General features: G+C 61.5%; 15 protein-coding genes. 4 read left to right on the forward strand and 11 right to left on the reverse strand.

Annotated features, from left to right (window positions below):
* The gene (locus ACTG2T_RS08505; protein WP_279498933.1) at positions 1 to 966 is read left to right on the forward strand and encodes an acyltransferase; all 966 of its coding nucleotides are present in this window, start codon (positions 1 to 3) and stop codon (positions 964 to 966) included.
* Here ACTG2T_RS08505 and ACTG2T_RS08510 read toward each other — a convergent pair.
* Together ACTG2T_RS08510 and ACTG2T_RS08515 are read right to left on the reverse strand one after the other, a co-directional pair.
* Positions 891 to 1,397, reverse strand: coding sequence for a DUF523 domain-containing protein (locus ACTG2T_RS08510; RefSeq protein WP_330125111.1), 507 nt, complete (start codon positions 1,395 to 1,397; stop codon positions 891 to 893). The genes ACTG2T_RS08505 and ACTG2T_RS08510 overlap by 76 nt on opposite strands.
* Positions 1,394 to 2,044: an NUDIX hydrolase gene (locus ACTG2T_RS08515; RefSeq protein WP_005339607.1), complete on the reverse strand. Its 651-nt coding sequence runs from the start codon at positions 2,042 to 2,044 to the stop codon at positions 1,394 to 1,396. The genes ACTG2T_RS08510 and ACTG2T_RS08515 overlap by 4 nt, the downstream gene beginning before the upstream one ends.
* A 74-nt stretch (positions 2,045 to 2,118) precedes the next feature.
* Here ACTG2T_RS08515 and ACTG2T_RS08520 point away from each other — a divergent pair, with 74 nt between their 5' ends.
* Both ACTG2T_RS08520 and pncB read left to right on the forward strand, forming a co-directional pair.
* The gene (locus ACTG2T_RS08520) at positions 2,119 to 2,754 is read left to right on the forward strand and encodes a nicotinamidase (RefSeq protein ID WP_005356142.1); all 636 of its coding nucleotides are present in this window, start codon (positions 2,119 to 2,121) and stop codon (positions 2,752 to 2,754) included.
* 89 nt (positions 2,755 to 2,843) lie between these two features.
* Positions 2,844 to 4,022 carry a nicotinate phosphoribosyltransferase gene (gene pncB / locus ACTG2T_RS08525; protein WP_047439055.1) on the forward strand — a complete coding sequence of 393 codons (1,179 nt, stop codon included), beginning with the start codon at positions 2,844 to 2,846 and terminating at the stop codon, positions 4,020 to 4,022.
* Positions 4,023 to 4,094: 72 nt separating this feature from the next.
* Here the strand turns inward: pncB and ACTG2T_RS08530 are convergent, their stop codons facing one another.
* The 9 genes from ACTG2T_RS08530 to rph all read right to left on the reverse strand — a co-directional run bounded on the left by ACTG2T_RS08530 (position 4,095) and on the right by rph (position 13,560).
* Positions 4,095 to 4,703, reverse strand: a complete 609-nt coding sequence (locus ACTG2T_RS08530) for a thiol:disulfide interchange protein DsbA/DsbL (protein WP_005339604.1) — start codon at positions 4,701 to 4,703, stop codon at positions 4,095 to 4,097.
* Positions 4,704 to 4,840: 137 nt separating this feature from the next.
* Positions 4,841 to 5,830: a serine/threonine protein kinase gene (locus ACTG2T_RS08535; RefSeq protein ID WP_330125110.1), complete on the reverse strand. Its 990-nt coding sequence runs from the start codon at positions 5,828 to 5,830 to the stop codon at positions 4,841 to 4,843.
* A gap of 103 nt (positions 5,831 to 5,933) precedes the next feature.
* Positions 5,934 to 7,385, reverse strand: coding sequence for a cytochrome c oxidase accessory protein CcoG (gene ccoG / locus ACTG2T_RS08540; protein ID WP_005357450.1), 1,452 nt, complete (start codon positions 7,383 to 7,385; stop codon positions 5,934 to 5,936).
* 155 nt (positions 7,386 to 7,540) lie between these two features.
* Positions 7,541 to 7,804 (reverse strand): YihD family protein, encoded by a 264-nt coding sequence (locus ACTG2T_RS08545; RefSeq protein ID WP_005339598.1) that lies wholly within the window; start codon positions 7,802 to 7,804, stop codon positions 7,541 to 7,543.
* A gap of 30 nt (positions 7,805 to 7,834) precedes the next feature.
* Positions 7,835 to 8,989 (reverse strand): GGDEF domain-containing protein, encoded by a 1,155-nt coding sequence (locus ACTG2T_RS08550; protein ID WP_005339596.1) that lies wholly within the window; start codon positions 8,987 to 8,989, stop codon positions 7,835 to 7,837.
* 127 nt (positions 8,990 to 9,116) lie between these two features.
* Complete coding sequence (cueR, locus tag ACTG2T_RS08555) at positions 9,117 to 9,506, reverse strand: Cu(I)-responsive transcriptional regulator (protein WP_005356117.1); 390 nt, start codon at positions 9,504 to 9,506, stop codon at positions 9,117 to 9,119.
* Positions 9,507 to 11,936 carry a heavy metal translocating P-type ATPase gene (locus tag ACTG2T_RS08560; RefSeq protein WP_330125109.1) on the reverse strand — a complete coding sequence of 810 codons (2,430 nt, stop codon included), beginning with the start codon at positions 11,934 to 11,936 and terminating at the stop codon, positions 9,507 to 9,509.
* A gap of 178 nt (positions 11,937 to 12,114) precedes the next feature.
* Positions 12,115 to 12,768, reverse strand: a complete 654-nt coding sequence (pyrE, locus tag ACTG2T_RS08565) for an orotate phosphoribosyltransferase (protein WP_330125108.1) — start codon at positions 12,766 to 12,768, stop codon at positions 12,115 to 12,117.
* 75 nt (positions 12,769 to 12,843) lie between these two features.
* Positions 12,844 to 13,560, reverse strand: a complete 717-nt coding sequence (gene rph / locus ACTG2T_RS08570) for a ribonuclease PH (RefSeq protein WP_005339589.1) — start codon at positions 13,558 to 13,560, stop codon at positions 12,844 to 12,846.
* 147 nt (positions 13,561 to 13,707) lie between these two features.
* Between rph and ACTG2T_RS08575 the strand changes: the two genes are divergently transcribed.
* A complete protein-coding gene (locus ACTG2T_RS08575) occupies positions 13,708 to 14,571 on the forward strand; it encodes a YicC/YloC family endoribonuclease (RefSeq protein WP_219271358.1) in 864 nt (287 codons plus the stop codon).
* Positions 14,572 to 14,629: the final 58 nt, after the last annotated feature.

The following is a 14,629-nucleotide window of genomic DNA, read 5'->3' on the forward strand; positions in this document are numbered from 1 at the left end:
ATGCTATCCCTGCTTCCCGGCCCGCTGGTGCTGATCATCAGCGCGGGCCTGACCATCCTTTTCACCGCCTTGTGCGCCAGCCTGATCCTGCTGGTGTCGCTGGCCAAACTGCTGCTGCCGATCCCGGCCTTTGGTCGCGCCTGCAGCCGCCTCAACAACCGCTTCATGAGACTGTGGCTGGCCTGCAATGCGCTGGTGATCCGCCTCACCACCCGTATTGACTGGCAGGTGGAGGACAATACCAAGCTGCGCAAGGATGGCTGGTATCTCATCATCAGCAACCATATGAGCTGGACCGATATCGTGGTGCTCGGCCACCTGTTCCGCGACCGGCTGCCGGTGCCCAAGTTCTTTATGAAGCACGAGCTGATCTATATCCCGCTGTTGGGGCTCGCCTGCTGGGGGCTCGATATGCCCTTTATGCGTCGCTACTCACGGGAGTTTTTGCTGAAGAACCCGCACCTGCGCGGCAAGGATATCGAGACCACCCGCAATGCCTGCGAGAAGTTTCGCCATATCCCCACTACCGTCATTAATTTCGTGGAAGGGACCCGCTTCACCGAGCAGAAACGGGATGCTGCCCGCTCCCGCTATCGCCACCTGATGCCGCCCAAGGCGGCAGGGCTGGCCTTTACGCTGGCCGCCATGGGCGAGCAGTTCGACAGCCTGATCAACGTCACCATCCGCTATCCGGACAACGCCGAGACCCCGTTCAAGGACTTCCTGATGGGACGGGTAAAACGCATTCAGGTGCGGATTGAGGAGCTGCCGGTGAATGAACAGCTGATAGGAGATTACTTCAACGACAAGCAGTTCAAGCGCGGTTTTCAGGAGTGGCTAAACCAGCGCTGGCAGGAGAAGGACGAGGTGCTGGAGGGGTGGCAGAGCGGTCAGGTGCCGCTGCCGGTTGCCGCCAAATCCGGGGAGGAATCCAAAGAGAGCGCAGAAGCCAACTCGGCCAACTGATCTTCGGAAAAGACAGCAATCCCGTGGCGGCGCAGCAGGGCGGTGGTCTTGCCCTCGCCCGCCACAGAAACACCTTCGAAGCGGCCGTTATAGATACGGCCGCTGCCACATGAGGGGCTCCCCTCTTTCAGCAGGGCGAAGCGAATGCCCTGCGTCTGACAAATAGCCAACGCCAGCTCGGCGCCGCGATCAAACTCGGCAGTCACATCCAGCCCGCTCGCCGTCACTACCCGCTCGCCCTGTCGCTCGGCAGGAGGGCGCGGGGTCAGCAAACCGCCCGCCACTTCGGGGCAGAAGGCCAGCACCCGCCCCTCGGCACCCAGCGCACTCAGCCAGTCGCTGACAATCCCCTTGCTCTGGCCGTCGTAACGCACCGGCTGACCCAGCAGGCAGGCACTCACCAGCACCTTGTGCACGCTGGTCTTACTCATGCTTCAGCTCCGTGCATCACCTGATCGAACATCACGCAGCAGGGGCTCTCCAGCCGGTAGAGGATGGCAGGACGCTGTTTGCCGGTGCGCTTGCGGCCGGTATCCACCAGAATGTCGGCGCGATGGATCCGCTTGCGAAATGCCGCCGTATTCATGGGTGTTTGCAGGATGATTTCGAAGGCGCGCTGCACCTCGGAGAGGGTGAACTCGGGCCCCAGCAGTTGCAGCGGCAGGGTGCTGTAGCGGCTCTTGATCCGCAGCCGCTCCAACCCCTTGGCGATGAGCTGAACATGGTCGAAGGCGAGGCTCAGCCCCGGCAGGTTGGCGAGCGGATGCCAGCAACCGTGGATCGCTTCCACTTCCGGATCCACCAGACAGAGATAGACCAGGGTCGTGGACCAGCCGCGGGGATCCCGCTCCAGATTGCCGAGGGTGCAGACCTGCTCGCTGTAGCAGTGACCGAGCCCCCACTCCGCCAGCAGGCGGCGCTGGGCGGCATCCAGATCCCGATCCCGGGTCTCGTCGATGCGCAGCGCAGGCAGTTGCCAGCAGTGGGCAAAGGGGGGGCGATCGCGGGTCTCGAGGAGCAGCTCGAGCCGCTCCTCATGCAACCGCAGCACCACCATATCCAGACTCATTCTCAGCATGCCGATCGCCCTGCTCGCCTTCCATTAATGTTTGTTAGATAATATCACACGAATAGTATGTGCAGGAGCCAATCATGGGAACCGTCGCCAGCCTGGATATTGATGCGCAGAAGGGCTTTACTCCCCTCTGCCCGAACGAACTGCCCGTCGCGGGCGGTGATGATATTGTGGCTGCGCTCAACGCTCAGGCCACCCTCGCCACGCTGCGGATCGGCAGCAAGGACTCTCACCCCGCCAATGCCGATTGGGCCGTCTCTGACCCCGCAGGCATGCTGTTGCCGCTGGATCTGCCCAACGCCGACCTCACCTGGCCGGTGCACTGCGTTCCGGGTAGCAAAGGCTTCGAGCTGCTCGACGGCCTGCCCGCCCCCATCGACTATGACTTCTTCGTCTGGAAGGGGGTCGAACCGGATCTCCATCCCTACGGCACCTGCTTCCACGACCTGGCCGAACGGCGCAGCACCGGACTCATCGAATTCCTGCAAGCCCGCCAAGTCGATACCGTACTGGTCGGCGGCCTCGCCACCGACTACTGTGTCAAAACCAGCGTGCTGCAACTGCGCCGCGCCGGTTTCCGGGTAATCGTCCATCTCGATGCCTGCCGTGGCATCGCCCCCGCGACGGTTGCCAGCGCCCACACCCAGATGATCGAGGCAGGGGCCGAACTGGCCCAGACCCTGATCGATGTACAACGCCTGCTGGACGCCTGATATGCCACCGATTCTTACCCGCCAACCCGACACAGGCGCCTGCGATCTACCAATGCGGCTGGCGTTCACCCGCCTGCGAGGAGCCTGATATGCCCCCAATCCTCACCAGCCTGCTCGACACCGACGCCTACAAGCTGCATATGCAGCAGGCGGTGTTCCATCGCTATCCGGATGCCGAGGTGGTGGCCGAGTTTCACAGCCGCAATGAAGAGGATCTGCTGCCCATGATGGGGCAGATCGAGGAGCAACTGCGCCTCGCCGGATCCCTGCGACTGACCAGGCCAGAGCTCGATTTTCTGGCCGAACGCCCCTTCTTCACCCCTGACTACCTCGACCACCTGCGCCGCAAGCCGCTCGATGCCTCCCTGCTCAAGGTGTTCGAGCAGGATGGCCGCATCAATGTGCGGGTCGAGGGGCCCTGGCAGGATGTGATCCTGTGGGAGATCCCGGTGCTCGCCATCATTAGCGAGATGCGCAACCGCTTCCGCTACCCCCAGTTCGGCGTCAGCCACGCGCTGGAGCGGCTCGATCAGAAGATCGACAAGCTGGAAAAGGAGCTGAGCCGCGACGAGATGAGTGAGTTCAACCTCATCGACTTCGGCACCCGCCGCCGCTTCTCTCACGCGGTACAGGATGCGGTAGTGGGTCGCCTCAAGGAGCGGCTGCCGGCGTTTCGCGGCACCAGCAACTACATGCTGGCCCAGAAGTACAAGCTGCCCGCGGTCGGCACCCAGGCCCATGAGTGGTTCCAGGCGCACCAGCAGCTCGGCTTCCCGCTGGAACACAGCCAGCGCGCTGCCCTCACCAGCTGGCTGGACGAGTTCACCGACCATCTCGGCATCGCCCTGACCGACTGCATCACCATGGATGCCTTCCTGCGGGACTTCGACTTCGAGCTGGCCAGCAGCTATCAGGGCTTGCGTCACGACTCCGGCGATCCCGTGGTGTGGGGCGAGAAGGCGATCAGCCACTATCAGCGCCTCGGCATCGATCCTACCGACAAGACCCTGGTCTTCTCCGACGGGCTCAACCTCGACAAGGCGGTTCAGCTGTTCCGCCACTTCCGTGGCCGCATCAACACCAGCTTCGGCATCGGCACCAAGCTCACCTGCGATCTGCCCGGTGTCAGCCCGATGAACATCGTCTTCAAGCTGATCGAGTGCAATGGCGGCCCGGTCGCCAAGATCTCCGACAGCCCGGGCAAGACCCTCTGTCGGGATGCAGAGTTTATCCGCAACCTCAAGCAGGCGTTCCACGTCGGGGTCTGATCTTCCCGACAACCAGAAAACAAAAAGCCCGCCGGTTCACACCGGCGGGCTTTTTTATCGACTCAGGGGGTATCAGTCTTTCTTGGCCAGCAGGAACTGCACCAGCTTGTTGAACTGCTCTTGAGAGGTGATGGATTCAATCTTCACCATGTACTTGCCGTTCACCAGGAAAGCCGGTACACCGCGAATGTTGTAGCTCTCGGTGTTGCGATCGAACTGGGAGACCATGCCGGAGACGGCAAAGCTGTCGACGGCACCGTCGAACTCTTCAGCCGGTACGCCGTTGTCCACGAAGATCTTCTTCACATCGTCACGGCTCATCGGCGGCTGACGCTGGGTGTGGATCTTGGTGAAGATGGCCGGAGTCAGCTTGGCTTCGGCGTTGAGCAGGCTGGCAACGGCATAGGCACGCTGCATCTCGGGGCCCATTTCGCGGCCGAGGAAGGCAACCGGGTTCTTCTTGAGGGGCACACCCTCTGGCAACCCGGCCTTCAACTGTTCAACGATCGGTTCGAAGGTAGCGCAGTGCGGGCAGTAGTAGGAGAAAAACTCCATCACTTCCGGCTGGGCACTGCCAGTCTGTTTGACCACATCGTAGTTGACGCCTTCCTTGAACTCGGGGGCGGCGTGAACCATGGGGATCATCAGCATGGCAGCAAGGAAAAATAGAACTTTTTTCATGATGTTTCCTGTTAAGGGATCACTGTGAGGCACGCCCGGCGAACCGAAGCAGTGCCAAGCCTATTGTTTCGCCATGCTGACGTCAATGGTCAGGGCCGGAGATCGAGTCCCCCTTGCCGCGCAAGATCCCTTCTATTTCACCAGTTTGGTATCAGGCTCAACGGTGGCGCCTTGAGTGCCTCCAGCTGATCGTGCAGTGTCGCTATCTGTTGACGCCAGTAGTGATCGGTATTGAACCAGGGGAAGTGACGGGGGAAGGCGGGATCTTCCCAGCGCCGCGCCAGCCACGCCATGTAGTGAACGATGCGCATCGCCCGCAGCGGCTCGATCAGCGCCAACTCCCGAGAGTCGAACTCCATAAACTCCTCGTAGCCCGCCAGCAGGGTGTCGAGCTGGATCTGCTGCTCGTGGCGCTCGCCGCTCAGCATCATCCAGAGATCCTGAATCGCGGGGCCGGTGCGGCAATCATCGAGGTCGACAAACATGGGGCCATCGCGCCAGAGGATGTTGCCCGGGTGGCAGTCGCCATGCAGGGAGATCTGCGCCACATCCAGGGTCATGGCGTCGCTGACATGTTTAATCAGCTCGTCCAGCACCCCTAAGAATTGCTTCGCCAGCCCGCTTGGCAGCCACTCGCCAGACGCCAGCAGCTGACGCGGTTCGTGCAGCATGCTCTCCACATCGAGTCGCACCCGATGGTGGAACGGCTTGCTGGCGCCGATCTGATGAATGCGGCCGAGGAAACGCCCCACCCACTCAAGCTGGTCGAGATTATCCACCTCGAACTGGCGGCCACCGACGCTCTGCCAGATGGCAAAGGGGTAGCCCTCGTGCTCCAGCAGGGTCTCGCCCGCGAAGGCGAGCGGTGCGGCGACCGGGATCTCAGCCTCCGCGAGACGGGTGGCAAACTCGTGCTCCTCGAGGATCTGGGCCCGGCTCCAGCGGCCGGGACGGTAGAACTTCACCACATAGCGACGACGATCCTCATCCTGAAACTGATAGACCCGGTTTTCGTAGCTGTTGAGCTCGATAAGGCCGGAGTCGAGCCGCAGGCCACTGAGATCGAGCGCATCCATGATGAGGTCGGGATTGAGGTCGGAATAGTTGAAACGCATGTCATCCACCATAAGAAAGGGGCGCCGTTGCGCCCCATTCTATCACTACTGACCGGCATTGCCGTGCTCGCTGGTGACCGGACTGGTGTCACGCCCGGCCCGCAGCCACACGCAGTTACAACCGGCTGATAAACTTGCTGCCCTGGCGCAGGTTGCCCTTGCTGTCATCGGGCGCAGCCCCCTCCCGTTTCAGCACGAACTGGATATCCAGCGCCGGCCGTTTCAGGTTGTAGGGATCGACCGCCAGACTGACCGGCAGGGTGTAGATCTCGCCCGCCTTCAGGGTCACTTCACGGGGGCCGAACCACTGATACTCGGGCAAGCCCTCCACATCCAGCTGGTAGGTCTGGGACTGCAGGGTCTTGTTGAGGATCTTGAGGGTGTAGGTGTTCTCAATCAGCCCCTCGCTATTTTCGCGGAACAGCTGGTTGCGATCCCGCAGGATATCGAGCCCCATCGGCATGATGGACATGGCGTTGTAGACAAACACCCCCAGCATCACCGCCATCACCAGCCCGTAACCGATCAACTTGGGCCGCGCCACATGGGTGGAGTCGTTGGCCAGCTTGTGCTCTGTGGTGTAACTGATGAGCCCTTTCGGGTAGCCCATCCGCTCCATGGTCTGGTCGCAGGCATCGACGCAGGCGCCGCAGTTGATGCACTCGTACTGCAGGCCATCGCGGATGTCGATACCGGTCGGGCAAACCTGCACGCAAAGATCGCAGTCGATACAGTCACCCAATCCCATCGCCTTGGGATCCGCCTTGCGGGAGCGGGCACCACGGGTCTCGCCACGCTTGGTGTCATAGCCGACGATGAAGGTGTCCTTGTCGAACATGGCGGACTGGAAGCGGGCATAGGGGCACATGTGGATACACATGATGGCACGCATCCAGCCAGCGTTGCCGTAGGTAATGATGGTGAAGAAGATCACCCAGAACAGCACCCATCCGCTGGCCTGCAGGGTGAAGAGATCCGGCACCAGTTCAGTTACATCCTGGAAGTAGGCGACGAAAGTCAGGCCGGTCACCAGCGAGATCGCCAGCCAGGCCAGATGCTTGGCTCCCTTGCGGGCCAGCTTCTCGCCGCTCCAGGGCGCCTCGTCCAGCTTGCGCCGCTTGTTGGCGGGCCCTTCCAGCTTCTCTTCAAACCAGATGAACATGAAGGTCCAGACCGTCTGCGGGCAGAGATAGCCACACCAGACCCGGCCGAGGAAGGTGGTAATAAAGAAGAGTCCGAAGGCGGCGATCATGAAGAGCCAGGCGAGCAGGGTCAGATCCTGCGGCCAGATGGTGGCGCCAAAGATATGGAACTGCTGGTGACCGAGGTCGAACAGCACCGCCTGTCGCCCGTCGTAACGCAGCCAGGGCAGCAGCACGAACAGCGCCACAAAGAACCAGCCCATGGCCTTGCGCATCCGCTGCCAATACCCTTTCTGGGCCCGCACATAGATGCGGTTGCCCGGGTTGAATCTGTCATCGCTGGCTTTGAACGTATTGGGGTTGAAGGTCCCGGTTACGCCCTTGTCGGTGACGTCCTTGATATCGATTTTATCGTGGTCGGCCATTGCAAGACATCGCTCCCTTATTTGTTATGGAGCGGATTATATCTTAAACAGCATGCTAATTGTGTGGATTAGATGTATCTAATATTGGGGTTGGATCGCAATTTTCGGCAACAAAAAAGCGCATCACCCCGAGGTGATGCGCTTCCGCTAAAGATTCACTTGATTCCGCGTGCCTTGAGCAGTGCCTCTTTGAAATCGGGCACATGATCCTTGGCCAGACCGGGGATCATCGCCTGCTTGTCGGATTCCCGCATCTTGAGGTGATAGATCAGCATGTCGTCGGTCAGCTCGGACAGAGGCCCTTCAAATCCCGCTTCTTGGGCCAGTTTGGCAACAAACTGCACCAGGCTGAGATCCTGTTCCTTGATCCAGGCAGGCTGCAACAACTCCAGCAGCTCTTCGATACGATGACATTGCATAGACAACCTCTTTAATCTGTCACGTTAAATTCAGGCAACCTTACCCATCAAGGCTACTTCGATTCGATCCCGCCCATTATGCTTGGCCTGATAGAGTGCCGCATCCGCTTTTTGGATCAAATCGGCGATTTTCATGCTGTTGTCCGGTATCAGTGTCGCAACACCAAAACTACATGTGACCCGACCGGAGACCAGCGACTTCTGGTGCGGGATGGCCAGCTCCTTGAGCGCCTGCCGCACATTGTCGGCCACCTGCAGTGCCCCCTGCATGCCGGTGCAGGGCAGCAGCAGGGCAAACTCTTCGCCCCCGTAACGGGCCGCCAGATCGTCCTCGCGCCGCTCCACCTCGGCCAGCAAGCCAGCCACCTGTTGCAGGCAGTCATCCCCCAGCTGATGGCCGTAAAGATCGTTGAACTGCTTGAAGTAATCCACATCCACCAGCACCAGCGACAACGGCGCCCGGGCGCGATGGCAGCGCCGCCAGGCCCGCTCCAGAGAGTCGTCGAGATGGGCGCGGTTGGCGATGCCGGTCAGGCCGTCGAGGCGGGAGGTGAGACGCAAATGCTCGGAGACCGCCTTCAGTTCGGCCACCAGCTCGGCGTTGGAGAAACGGTGGTGGAGCGAGGCGATCTGATCCCGCCGCATCCGGCGCAACAGGGTCGGCAGAAAGACAAACAGATAGCCCGCCAGCATGCAGGAGACAATCCGCTCCTGCTCGTTGCCATTGCCCAGCTCGAACAGCATCGCCATGCCCAGCGGCAGGGCGGAACCATAGAGGGTGCGGCGGCTGCCAAACAGCATGATGGCGCTGCCGGTAAGAATGAGACTGGAGAGCATCATCATGGCTGCCCGATAGGTATCGGGCAGCTTGTCCATGTAGAGCAGCACCCCGAGGGCCCAGATGATGGAGGTGATGGTGGCTCCAATAAAGAGCTCCCGCTCCAGCACAGGCAACGGCGTCTGGTGCAGGCGGGCTCGACGCCAGCGCAGGTGCCAGCCCCGACCCAGCAGCCACAGGAAAGTGCCTGCCAGCCAACCGAGCGCTTCGATGGCGGGTAGATAGTCGTGAAACAGCAGACTCCAGCCAAATGCCAACACGCCCAAACAGGGGAGACTGAACGATGCATGGGTATAGAGCTGGGCCATAATGGCCTGCTTAACCTGGCGTGTCACACTCTGGGTCAACTGAGTACTCCTGTACAAGAGCCGAGCAGTCTACCATTACCCCCTGACCCGCAACAATAAAGCGCCGCTTATTAAGAAGTTAATCAATCAATAACGATTTCTTCTGCGCTGGCAGGTGAGTCCTTGCTCACCCCTTCTCCAATTCGTCGAGGATCGGGCACTCGGGATTTTCATCCCCGTGGCAGCAGCAAACCAACCCTTCCAGGGAGGTAAGCATGGCCTGCAAACCGGCAATGCGGGCGCGCAGATCGACGATCTTCTCCTGCGCCAGCTTCTTCACCTGGGCGCTGGTTCTGTGTTCGTCCCGATAGAGCGCCAGCAGCTCCTGACACTCCTCCAGATTGAAGCCGGTCTCCCGCGCCCGCTTGACAAAACGCAGCTCACGCAGCGCCCCCTCGGTGTAACTGCGATAGCCGTTGTCACTGCGTACCGGGGCTGTGATGAGGCCAATGCTCTCGTAATAACGGATGGTCTTGGCGGTCAGCCCAGTGGCCTTGGCAACCTTGCTGATGTTCATTTATGCCTCCTTACTGATCGGGTTGGATGCTGGCCCGTGCGCCGCCCTGGGCTGCCAGCGTTTCAATAACAGGGAATTGCTCAAAACGGTGATGCTGCTCAGGGCCATGGCCGCCCCAGCCAGCTCGGGGCTCAGGTAGCCCAGTGCCGCCAGCGGAATACCGATGATGTTGAACACGAAGGCCCAGAACAGATTCTGCTGTATGGTGCGCCAGGTCGCCGCCGAGATGTCGATGGCATCGGCCACCAGCCGCGGATCAGAGCGCATCAGGGTGATGGAAGCGGTCTCCATCGCCACGTCGGAGCCGGAGCCCATGGCGATACCGACATCCGCCGCCGCCAGCGCCGGGGCATCGTTCACCCCGTCCCCCACCATGGCCACCAGCCCGCGGGTTTGCGCCCGCAGCGCCTCCACTTTCTCCACCTTGCCCGCTGGCAGCACGGAGTCAAAGGCCCCGTCCAGCCCCAGCTTGGCGGCAATATGGGCCACCGGCGCCGGTGCATCGCCACTCACCAGCCAGCTGGCGATGCCGCGCTGGCGCAGGGTGGCGATGGCTTCCGGGCTCTCGGGGCGCAGGGTATCGGCCAAAGCAGCGATACCAACCACAGCACCGTCGATGGCCACCCAGACCCGGGTCGCGCCGTCGGCGGCTGGTTCATCCTGTTGTGGCACCTCAATGCCGAGCTGGGCCAGCAGAGAGCCATTGCCGATAGCGACCCTGTGGCCCGCCACCTGACCGACAATACCGGCCCCGACCCGCACCTCCACTGCCTCCGGCTGGGGCAACGCCACTTCTGTGCCGACCGCCTCGCGCATCGCCAGCGCCAGCGGGTGTTCGCTCGCCTGCTGCAGGGCGGCGGCCAGATGCAACTGATCGGCAGTGCCACTCCAGCTCGCCAGTACAGGCTTGCCCTGAGTCAGGGTGCCGGTCTTGTCGAAGATCAGCGCCTTGATGGCGTGGGCCTTCTGCAAGGTATCCACATCCTTGATCAGGATGCCGTGGCGCGCCGCGACGCCGGTGCCGGTGACAATGGCCGCCGGGGTCGCCAGCCCCAGCGCACAGGGGCAGGCGATCACCAGCACCGCCACCGCTGCCAGCAGCGCCTGACCGAAGTCGTTGCTGATGGCGTACCACACCAGCAGGGTGAACAGGGCAATGGCCATCACCACCGGCACAAACACGGCGGAGACCTTGTCCACCAGCTGCTGCAGCGGTGCCTTGCCCATCTGGGCACTCTCCACCAGCGCGATGATCTTGCTGAGGCTGGAATCCTCCCCCACGGTAGTGGCTTCGATCTCCAACACACCGGAGCGGTTGATGGCGCCGCCCAGCACCTTGTCGCCCGCACTGCGCGGCACCGGCAGGCTCTCGCCGGTGAGGATCGACTCATCCAGTTCGCTGGCGCCGCTCACGATTTTGCCGTCCACCGGCACCCGCTCACCCACCAGCACCCGCAGCCGATCGCCACGCAGCACCTCGTCAATGGCGACACTCTGCCAGCTCTCGCCACGCCAGACGGTGGCAGTTTCCGGTCGCAGCGCCATCAGTTCGCGAATGGCGGACTGGGTGCTGCGGCGGGCTCTCGCCTCCAGCAGTTTTCCCAACGAAATCAGGGTGATGATGATGGCGCTCGCTTCGAAATAGAGCTTGCCGCTGGCTGCCATCCCCAGCGTCAACAACAGATAGAGGCTGTAGAAGTAGGCGGCGCTGGTGCCGGTTGCCACCAGCACATCCATATTGGCTGCGCGGTTCTTGATGGCGAGCCAGGCGCCGCGATAGAAGCGGGCCCCGATCCAGAACTGCACCGGGGTGGCGAGCAGCAGCTCGAGCCAGGCGGGCAGATGCCAGGGGAACAGTCCAGCCATGGCCAGCATCCCCACCAGCAGCGGCAGGGTGAGCAGGGCCGAGACGATGACCCGGGTTTGCGCCTGACGGGCTGTGGCGGCCTCCTGCGCTTCCCGCTCCAGCAACTGCTGGCGGCGGCCGCTGGCCGAGCCTTGTGCCAGCTGGGCACCAAAGCCGAGCGCTTCGATCTGCTCGCGCAAAGCGGCCGGCGTCTGCATCCCGGGGACCAGCACGATCCGGGCCTGTTCGATGGAGAAGTTGACCTCGGCCGAGATAACGCCGGGCAGCGCGGCCAGCATCTTGTTCAGTCGAGTCGAACAACCGGCACAAGTCATACCGGTAATTTGGAACAAAAAGGTCTCGCTGCCGTAGTCGTAACCCTGACTCTTGATGCTGTCGAGCACCGCAGGCAGGCGGTCGGGGCTGGCCAACTCGATGGCCGCCTGCTCCAGCGCGAAATTGACGGTGGCCGATACCCCGTCGAGTTTGTTGAGACTGGCCGCGATACGGCCTGCGCAGTTGGCGCAGCTCATGCCGCTGAGCGGCAACTGCAGATGAATGGGTGATTGAAGATGAGTGGTCATGTTGTTCCTCCCCGGAACCCGTCGGCACCACAAAACGCCGACTGGCAAACCCTAACCTTTACTGTAAGGGCAAGCTCAAGCCACATGATCCACTTTTTGCAGATGAAAAAACGGCGCCCGTTTGCTGCCAGAGAACAAACGGGCGCCGCATTCAGCTATTGAGCGGTGTGAGCGGAACTCAGATACCGTACTGGGCGCGGTAAGCCTTCATGGCCGCCAGTTGCACTGCCAGCTCCGGCTGTTCGGCCTGCTTCTCTTCCAGATACTGGATCAAGTCGCTCATCTGGATGATGGCGATGATGTGGGCGCCGTAGTCACGCTCCACCTCCTGAATGGCGGAGAGTTCGCCCTTGCCCTTCTCCTGACGGTCCAGCGCGATCAGCACGCCCGCCAGCGAGGCGCCGTTGGCCTGGATCAGATCCATGGATTCGCGGATGGCGGTACCGGCGGTGATGACATCGTCCACCAGCATGACGCGCCCCTTGAGCGGGCTGCCCACCAGATTGCCGCCCTCGCCGTGATCCTTGGCCTCCTTGCGGTTGAAGCACCAGGGCACGTCCACGTCGTGCTGCTCCACCAGTTGCACTGCGGTAGCGGAGGCGATGGGGATCCCCTTGTAGGCCGGACCAAACAGCACATCAAACTCGATACCGGCATCCATCAGAGCGGCGGCATAGAAGCGGCCGAGACGGGCCAGATCGCGACCGCTGTTGAACAGACCGGCGTTGAAGAAGTAGGGGCTTTTACGACCGGATTTCAGGGTAAATTCACCGAATTTGAGGACCTGTTTCTCCAGGGCGAACTCGATAAATTGACGCTGGTAGGCTTTCATTCTGGCTCCTTGCTTGGCTTGTCGTTGTCTTGTGTGGGGGTATAAAAAAACGCGGTCAATGCCGCGTTTTTAAAATCAGGAGAGCGACTGCTTCTGCAGCGCAATGATGTCGGCGATGCCGCCCTTGGCGAGCGCCAGCATCTCCAGCAGCTCTTCGTGGGTGAAAGGCTCGGCCTCCGCGGTGCCCTGCACCTCGATGATGCGACCATCTTCGGTCATCACCACGTTCATGTCGGTCTCGGCGGCGGAGTCTTCGATGTACTCCAGATCGCAGATGGCTTCGCCCTGATACATGCCGACGGAGACGGCGGCGATCATCTGCTTGAGCGGGCTCTGCTTGATCATGCCCTTCTCGACCATCCAGTTCAGCGCATCCACCAGCGCCACGCAGGCACCGGTAATGGAAGCGGTGCGGGTGCCGCCATCTGCTTGCAGCACATCACAGTCAACTGTGATGGAGTGCTCGCCCAGCGCAGTCAGGTCTACCGCCGCGCGCAGGGAGCGGGCGATCAGACGGGAGATCTCCAGAGTGCGACCACTCTGCTTGCCGGAGGCCGCTTCGCGGTTCATCCGGGAGTGGGTGGAGCGCGGCAGCATGCCGTACTCGGCAGTGACCCAGCCCTGATTCTTCCCTTTCAGGAAGCGCGGCACGCTGGTGTCAACGCTGGCGGTGCAGAGCACGCGAGTGTTACCGAACTCCACCAGCACTGAGCCTTCTGCATGTTTGGTGAAATTGCGGGTAATGGTAACTGGGCGAAGTTGCGCGGCACTGCGATCGCTTGGACGTGACATGGAACGGACCTCTGGGCTGGCTCAAATTGGCGGGGGATTATAAGTGATCCCGCCCCAAATATCAGCCGCTAAAACCAACACTTCGGCTGACGCACCGGCCCCCGCTGGGTATAATCCCGCCACACTTCATCAAGCCCGGAACAATCAATGATTCACAGCATGACCGCCTACGCCCGCAAGGAACTCAAGGGCGACTGGGGCACAGCCGTTTGGGAAATTCGTTCGGTCAACCAGCGTTATCTGGAGACCTACATTCGCCTGCCGGAGCAACTGCGCAGCCTGGAGCCGGTTCTGCGTGAGCGTTTCCGCGCCAAGCTGCAGCGCGGCAAGGTGGAGTGCAACCTGCGCTTCGAGGCCGCTCAGGCCGCAGCCAGCCAGCTCCATATCAATGAAGAGCTGGCCAAGCTGATTATCGACAGCGCCAGCTGGGTAATGAAAGAGGCGGGTCAGGGCCAGCTCAATCCGGTCGACGTGCTGCGCTGGCCGGGCGTCATGGCTGCCGCCGAGCAGGACATGGACGCGGTTGCCACCGAACTGATGGCTGGTTTCGACCTGACCATGGAAGATTTCCTCGCCTCCCGCGCCAGCGAAGGGGCCAACCTCAAGGCCCTGATCGAACAGCGTCTGGCCGGCATTCAGGTGGAAGTGAAGAAGGTGCGCGTCCACCTGCCGCAGATCATCGAATGGCAGCGCCAGAAGCTCACCGACCGGCTGGCCGAAGCCAAGGTGGAGCTGGATCCGGCCCGCATCGAGCAGGAGATCGTGCTGCTGGCCCAGAAGATCGACGTGGCCGAAGAGCTGGATCGTCTGGAGATGCACATCAGCGAAACCAACAAGATCATGAAGAAGGGTGGCGCCTGTGGCCGTCGCCTCGACTTCATGATGCAGGAGTTCAACCGCGAGTCGAACACGCTTGGCTCCAAGTCCATCAACGCCGAAGTGACCCAGTCCGCCGTCGAGCTGAAGGTCCTCATCGAGCAGATGCGCGAGCAGATCCAGAACATTGAGTGATGGGTCACTGACCATCCGGTTGTTACCTGCAAAAGAGCCCTTGATTTCTCAAGGGCTC

The organism is Aeromonas sp. 75A (genome assembly GCF_051919425.1).
GTDB lineage: Bacteria > Pseudomonadota > Gammaproteobacteria > Enterobacterales > Aeromonadaceae > Aeromonas > Aeromonas veronii.

Coding starts and splice junctions, on each gene's coding strand:
- ACTG2T_RS08505 (WP_279498933.1), top strand. CDS start 1: ATGCTATCCCTGCTTCCCGGCCCGCTGGTGCTGATCATCAGCGCGGGC.
- ACTG2T_RS08510 (WP_330125111.1), bottom strand. CDS start 1,397: ATGAGTAAGACCAGCGTGCACAAGGTGCTGGTGAGTGCCTGCCTGCTG.
- ACTG2T_RS08515 (WP_005339607.1), bottom strand. CDS start 2,044: ATGCTGAGAATGAGTCTGGATATGGTGGTGCTGCGGTTGCATGAGGAG.
- ACTG2T_RS08520 (WP_005356142.1), top strand. CDS start 2,119: ATGGGAACCGTCGCCAGCCTGGATATTGATGCGCAGAAGGGCTTTACT.
- pncB (WP_047439055.1), top strand. CDS start 2,844: ATGCCCCCAATCCTCACCAGCCTGCTCGACACCGACGCCTACAAGCTG.
- ACTG2T_RS08530 (WP_005339604.1), bottom strand. CDS start 4,703: ATGAAAAAAGTTCTATTTTTCCTTGCTGCCATGCTGATGATCCCCATG.
- ACTG2T_RS08535 (WP_330125110.1), bottom strand. CDS start 5,830: ATGGTGGATGACATGCGTTTCAACTATTCCGACCTCAATCCCGACCTC.
- ccoG (WP_005357450.1), bottom strand. CDS start 7,385: ATGGCCGACCACGATAAAATCGATATCAAGGACGTCACCGACAAGGGC.
- ACTG2T_RS08545 (WP_005339598.1), bottom strand. CDS start 7,804: ATGCAATGTCATCGTATCGAAGAGCTGCTGGAGTTGTTGCAGCCTGCC.
- cueR (WP_005356117.1), bottom strand. CDS start 9,506: ATGAACATCAGCAAGGTTGCCAAGGCCACTGGGCTGACCGCCAAGACC.
- ACTG2T_RS08560 (WP_330125109.1), bottom strand. CDS start 11,936: ATGACCACTCATCTTCAATCACCCATTCATCTGCAGTTGCCGCTCAGC.
- pyrE (WP_330125108.1), bottom strand. CDS start 12,768: ATGAAAGCCTACCAGCGTCAATTTATCGAGTTCGCCCTGGAGAAACAG.
- rph (WP_005339589.1), bottom strand. CDS start 13,560: ATGTCACGTCCAAGCGATCGCAGTGCCGCGCAACTTCGCCCAGTTACC.
- ACTG2T_RS08575 (WP_219271358.1), top strand. CDS start 13,708: ATGATTCACAGCATGACCGCCTACGCCCGCAAGGAACTCAAGGGCGAC.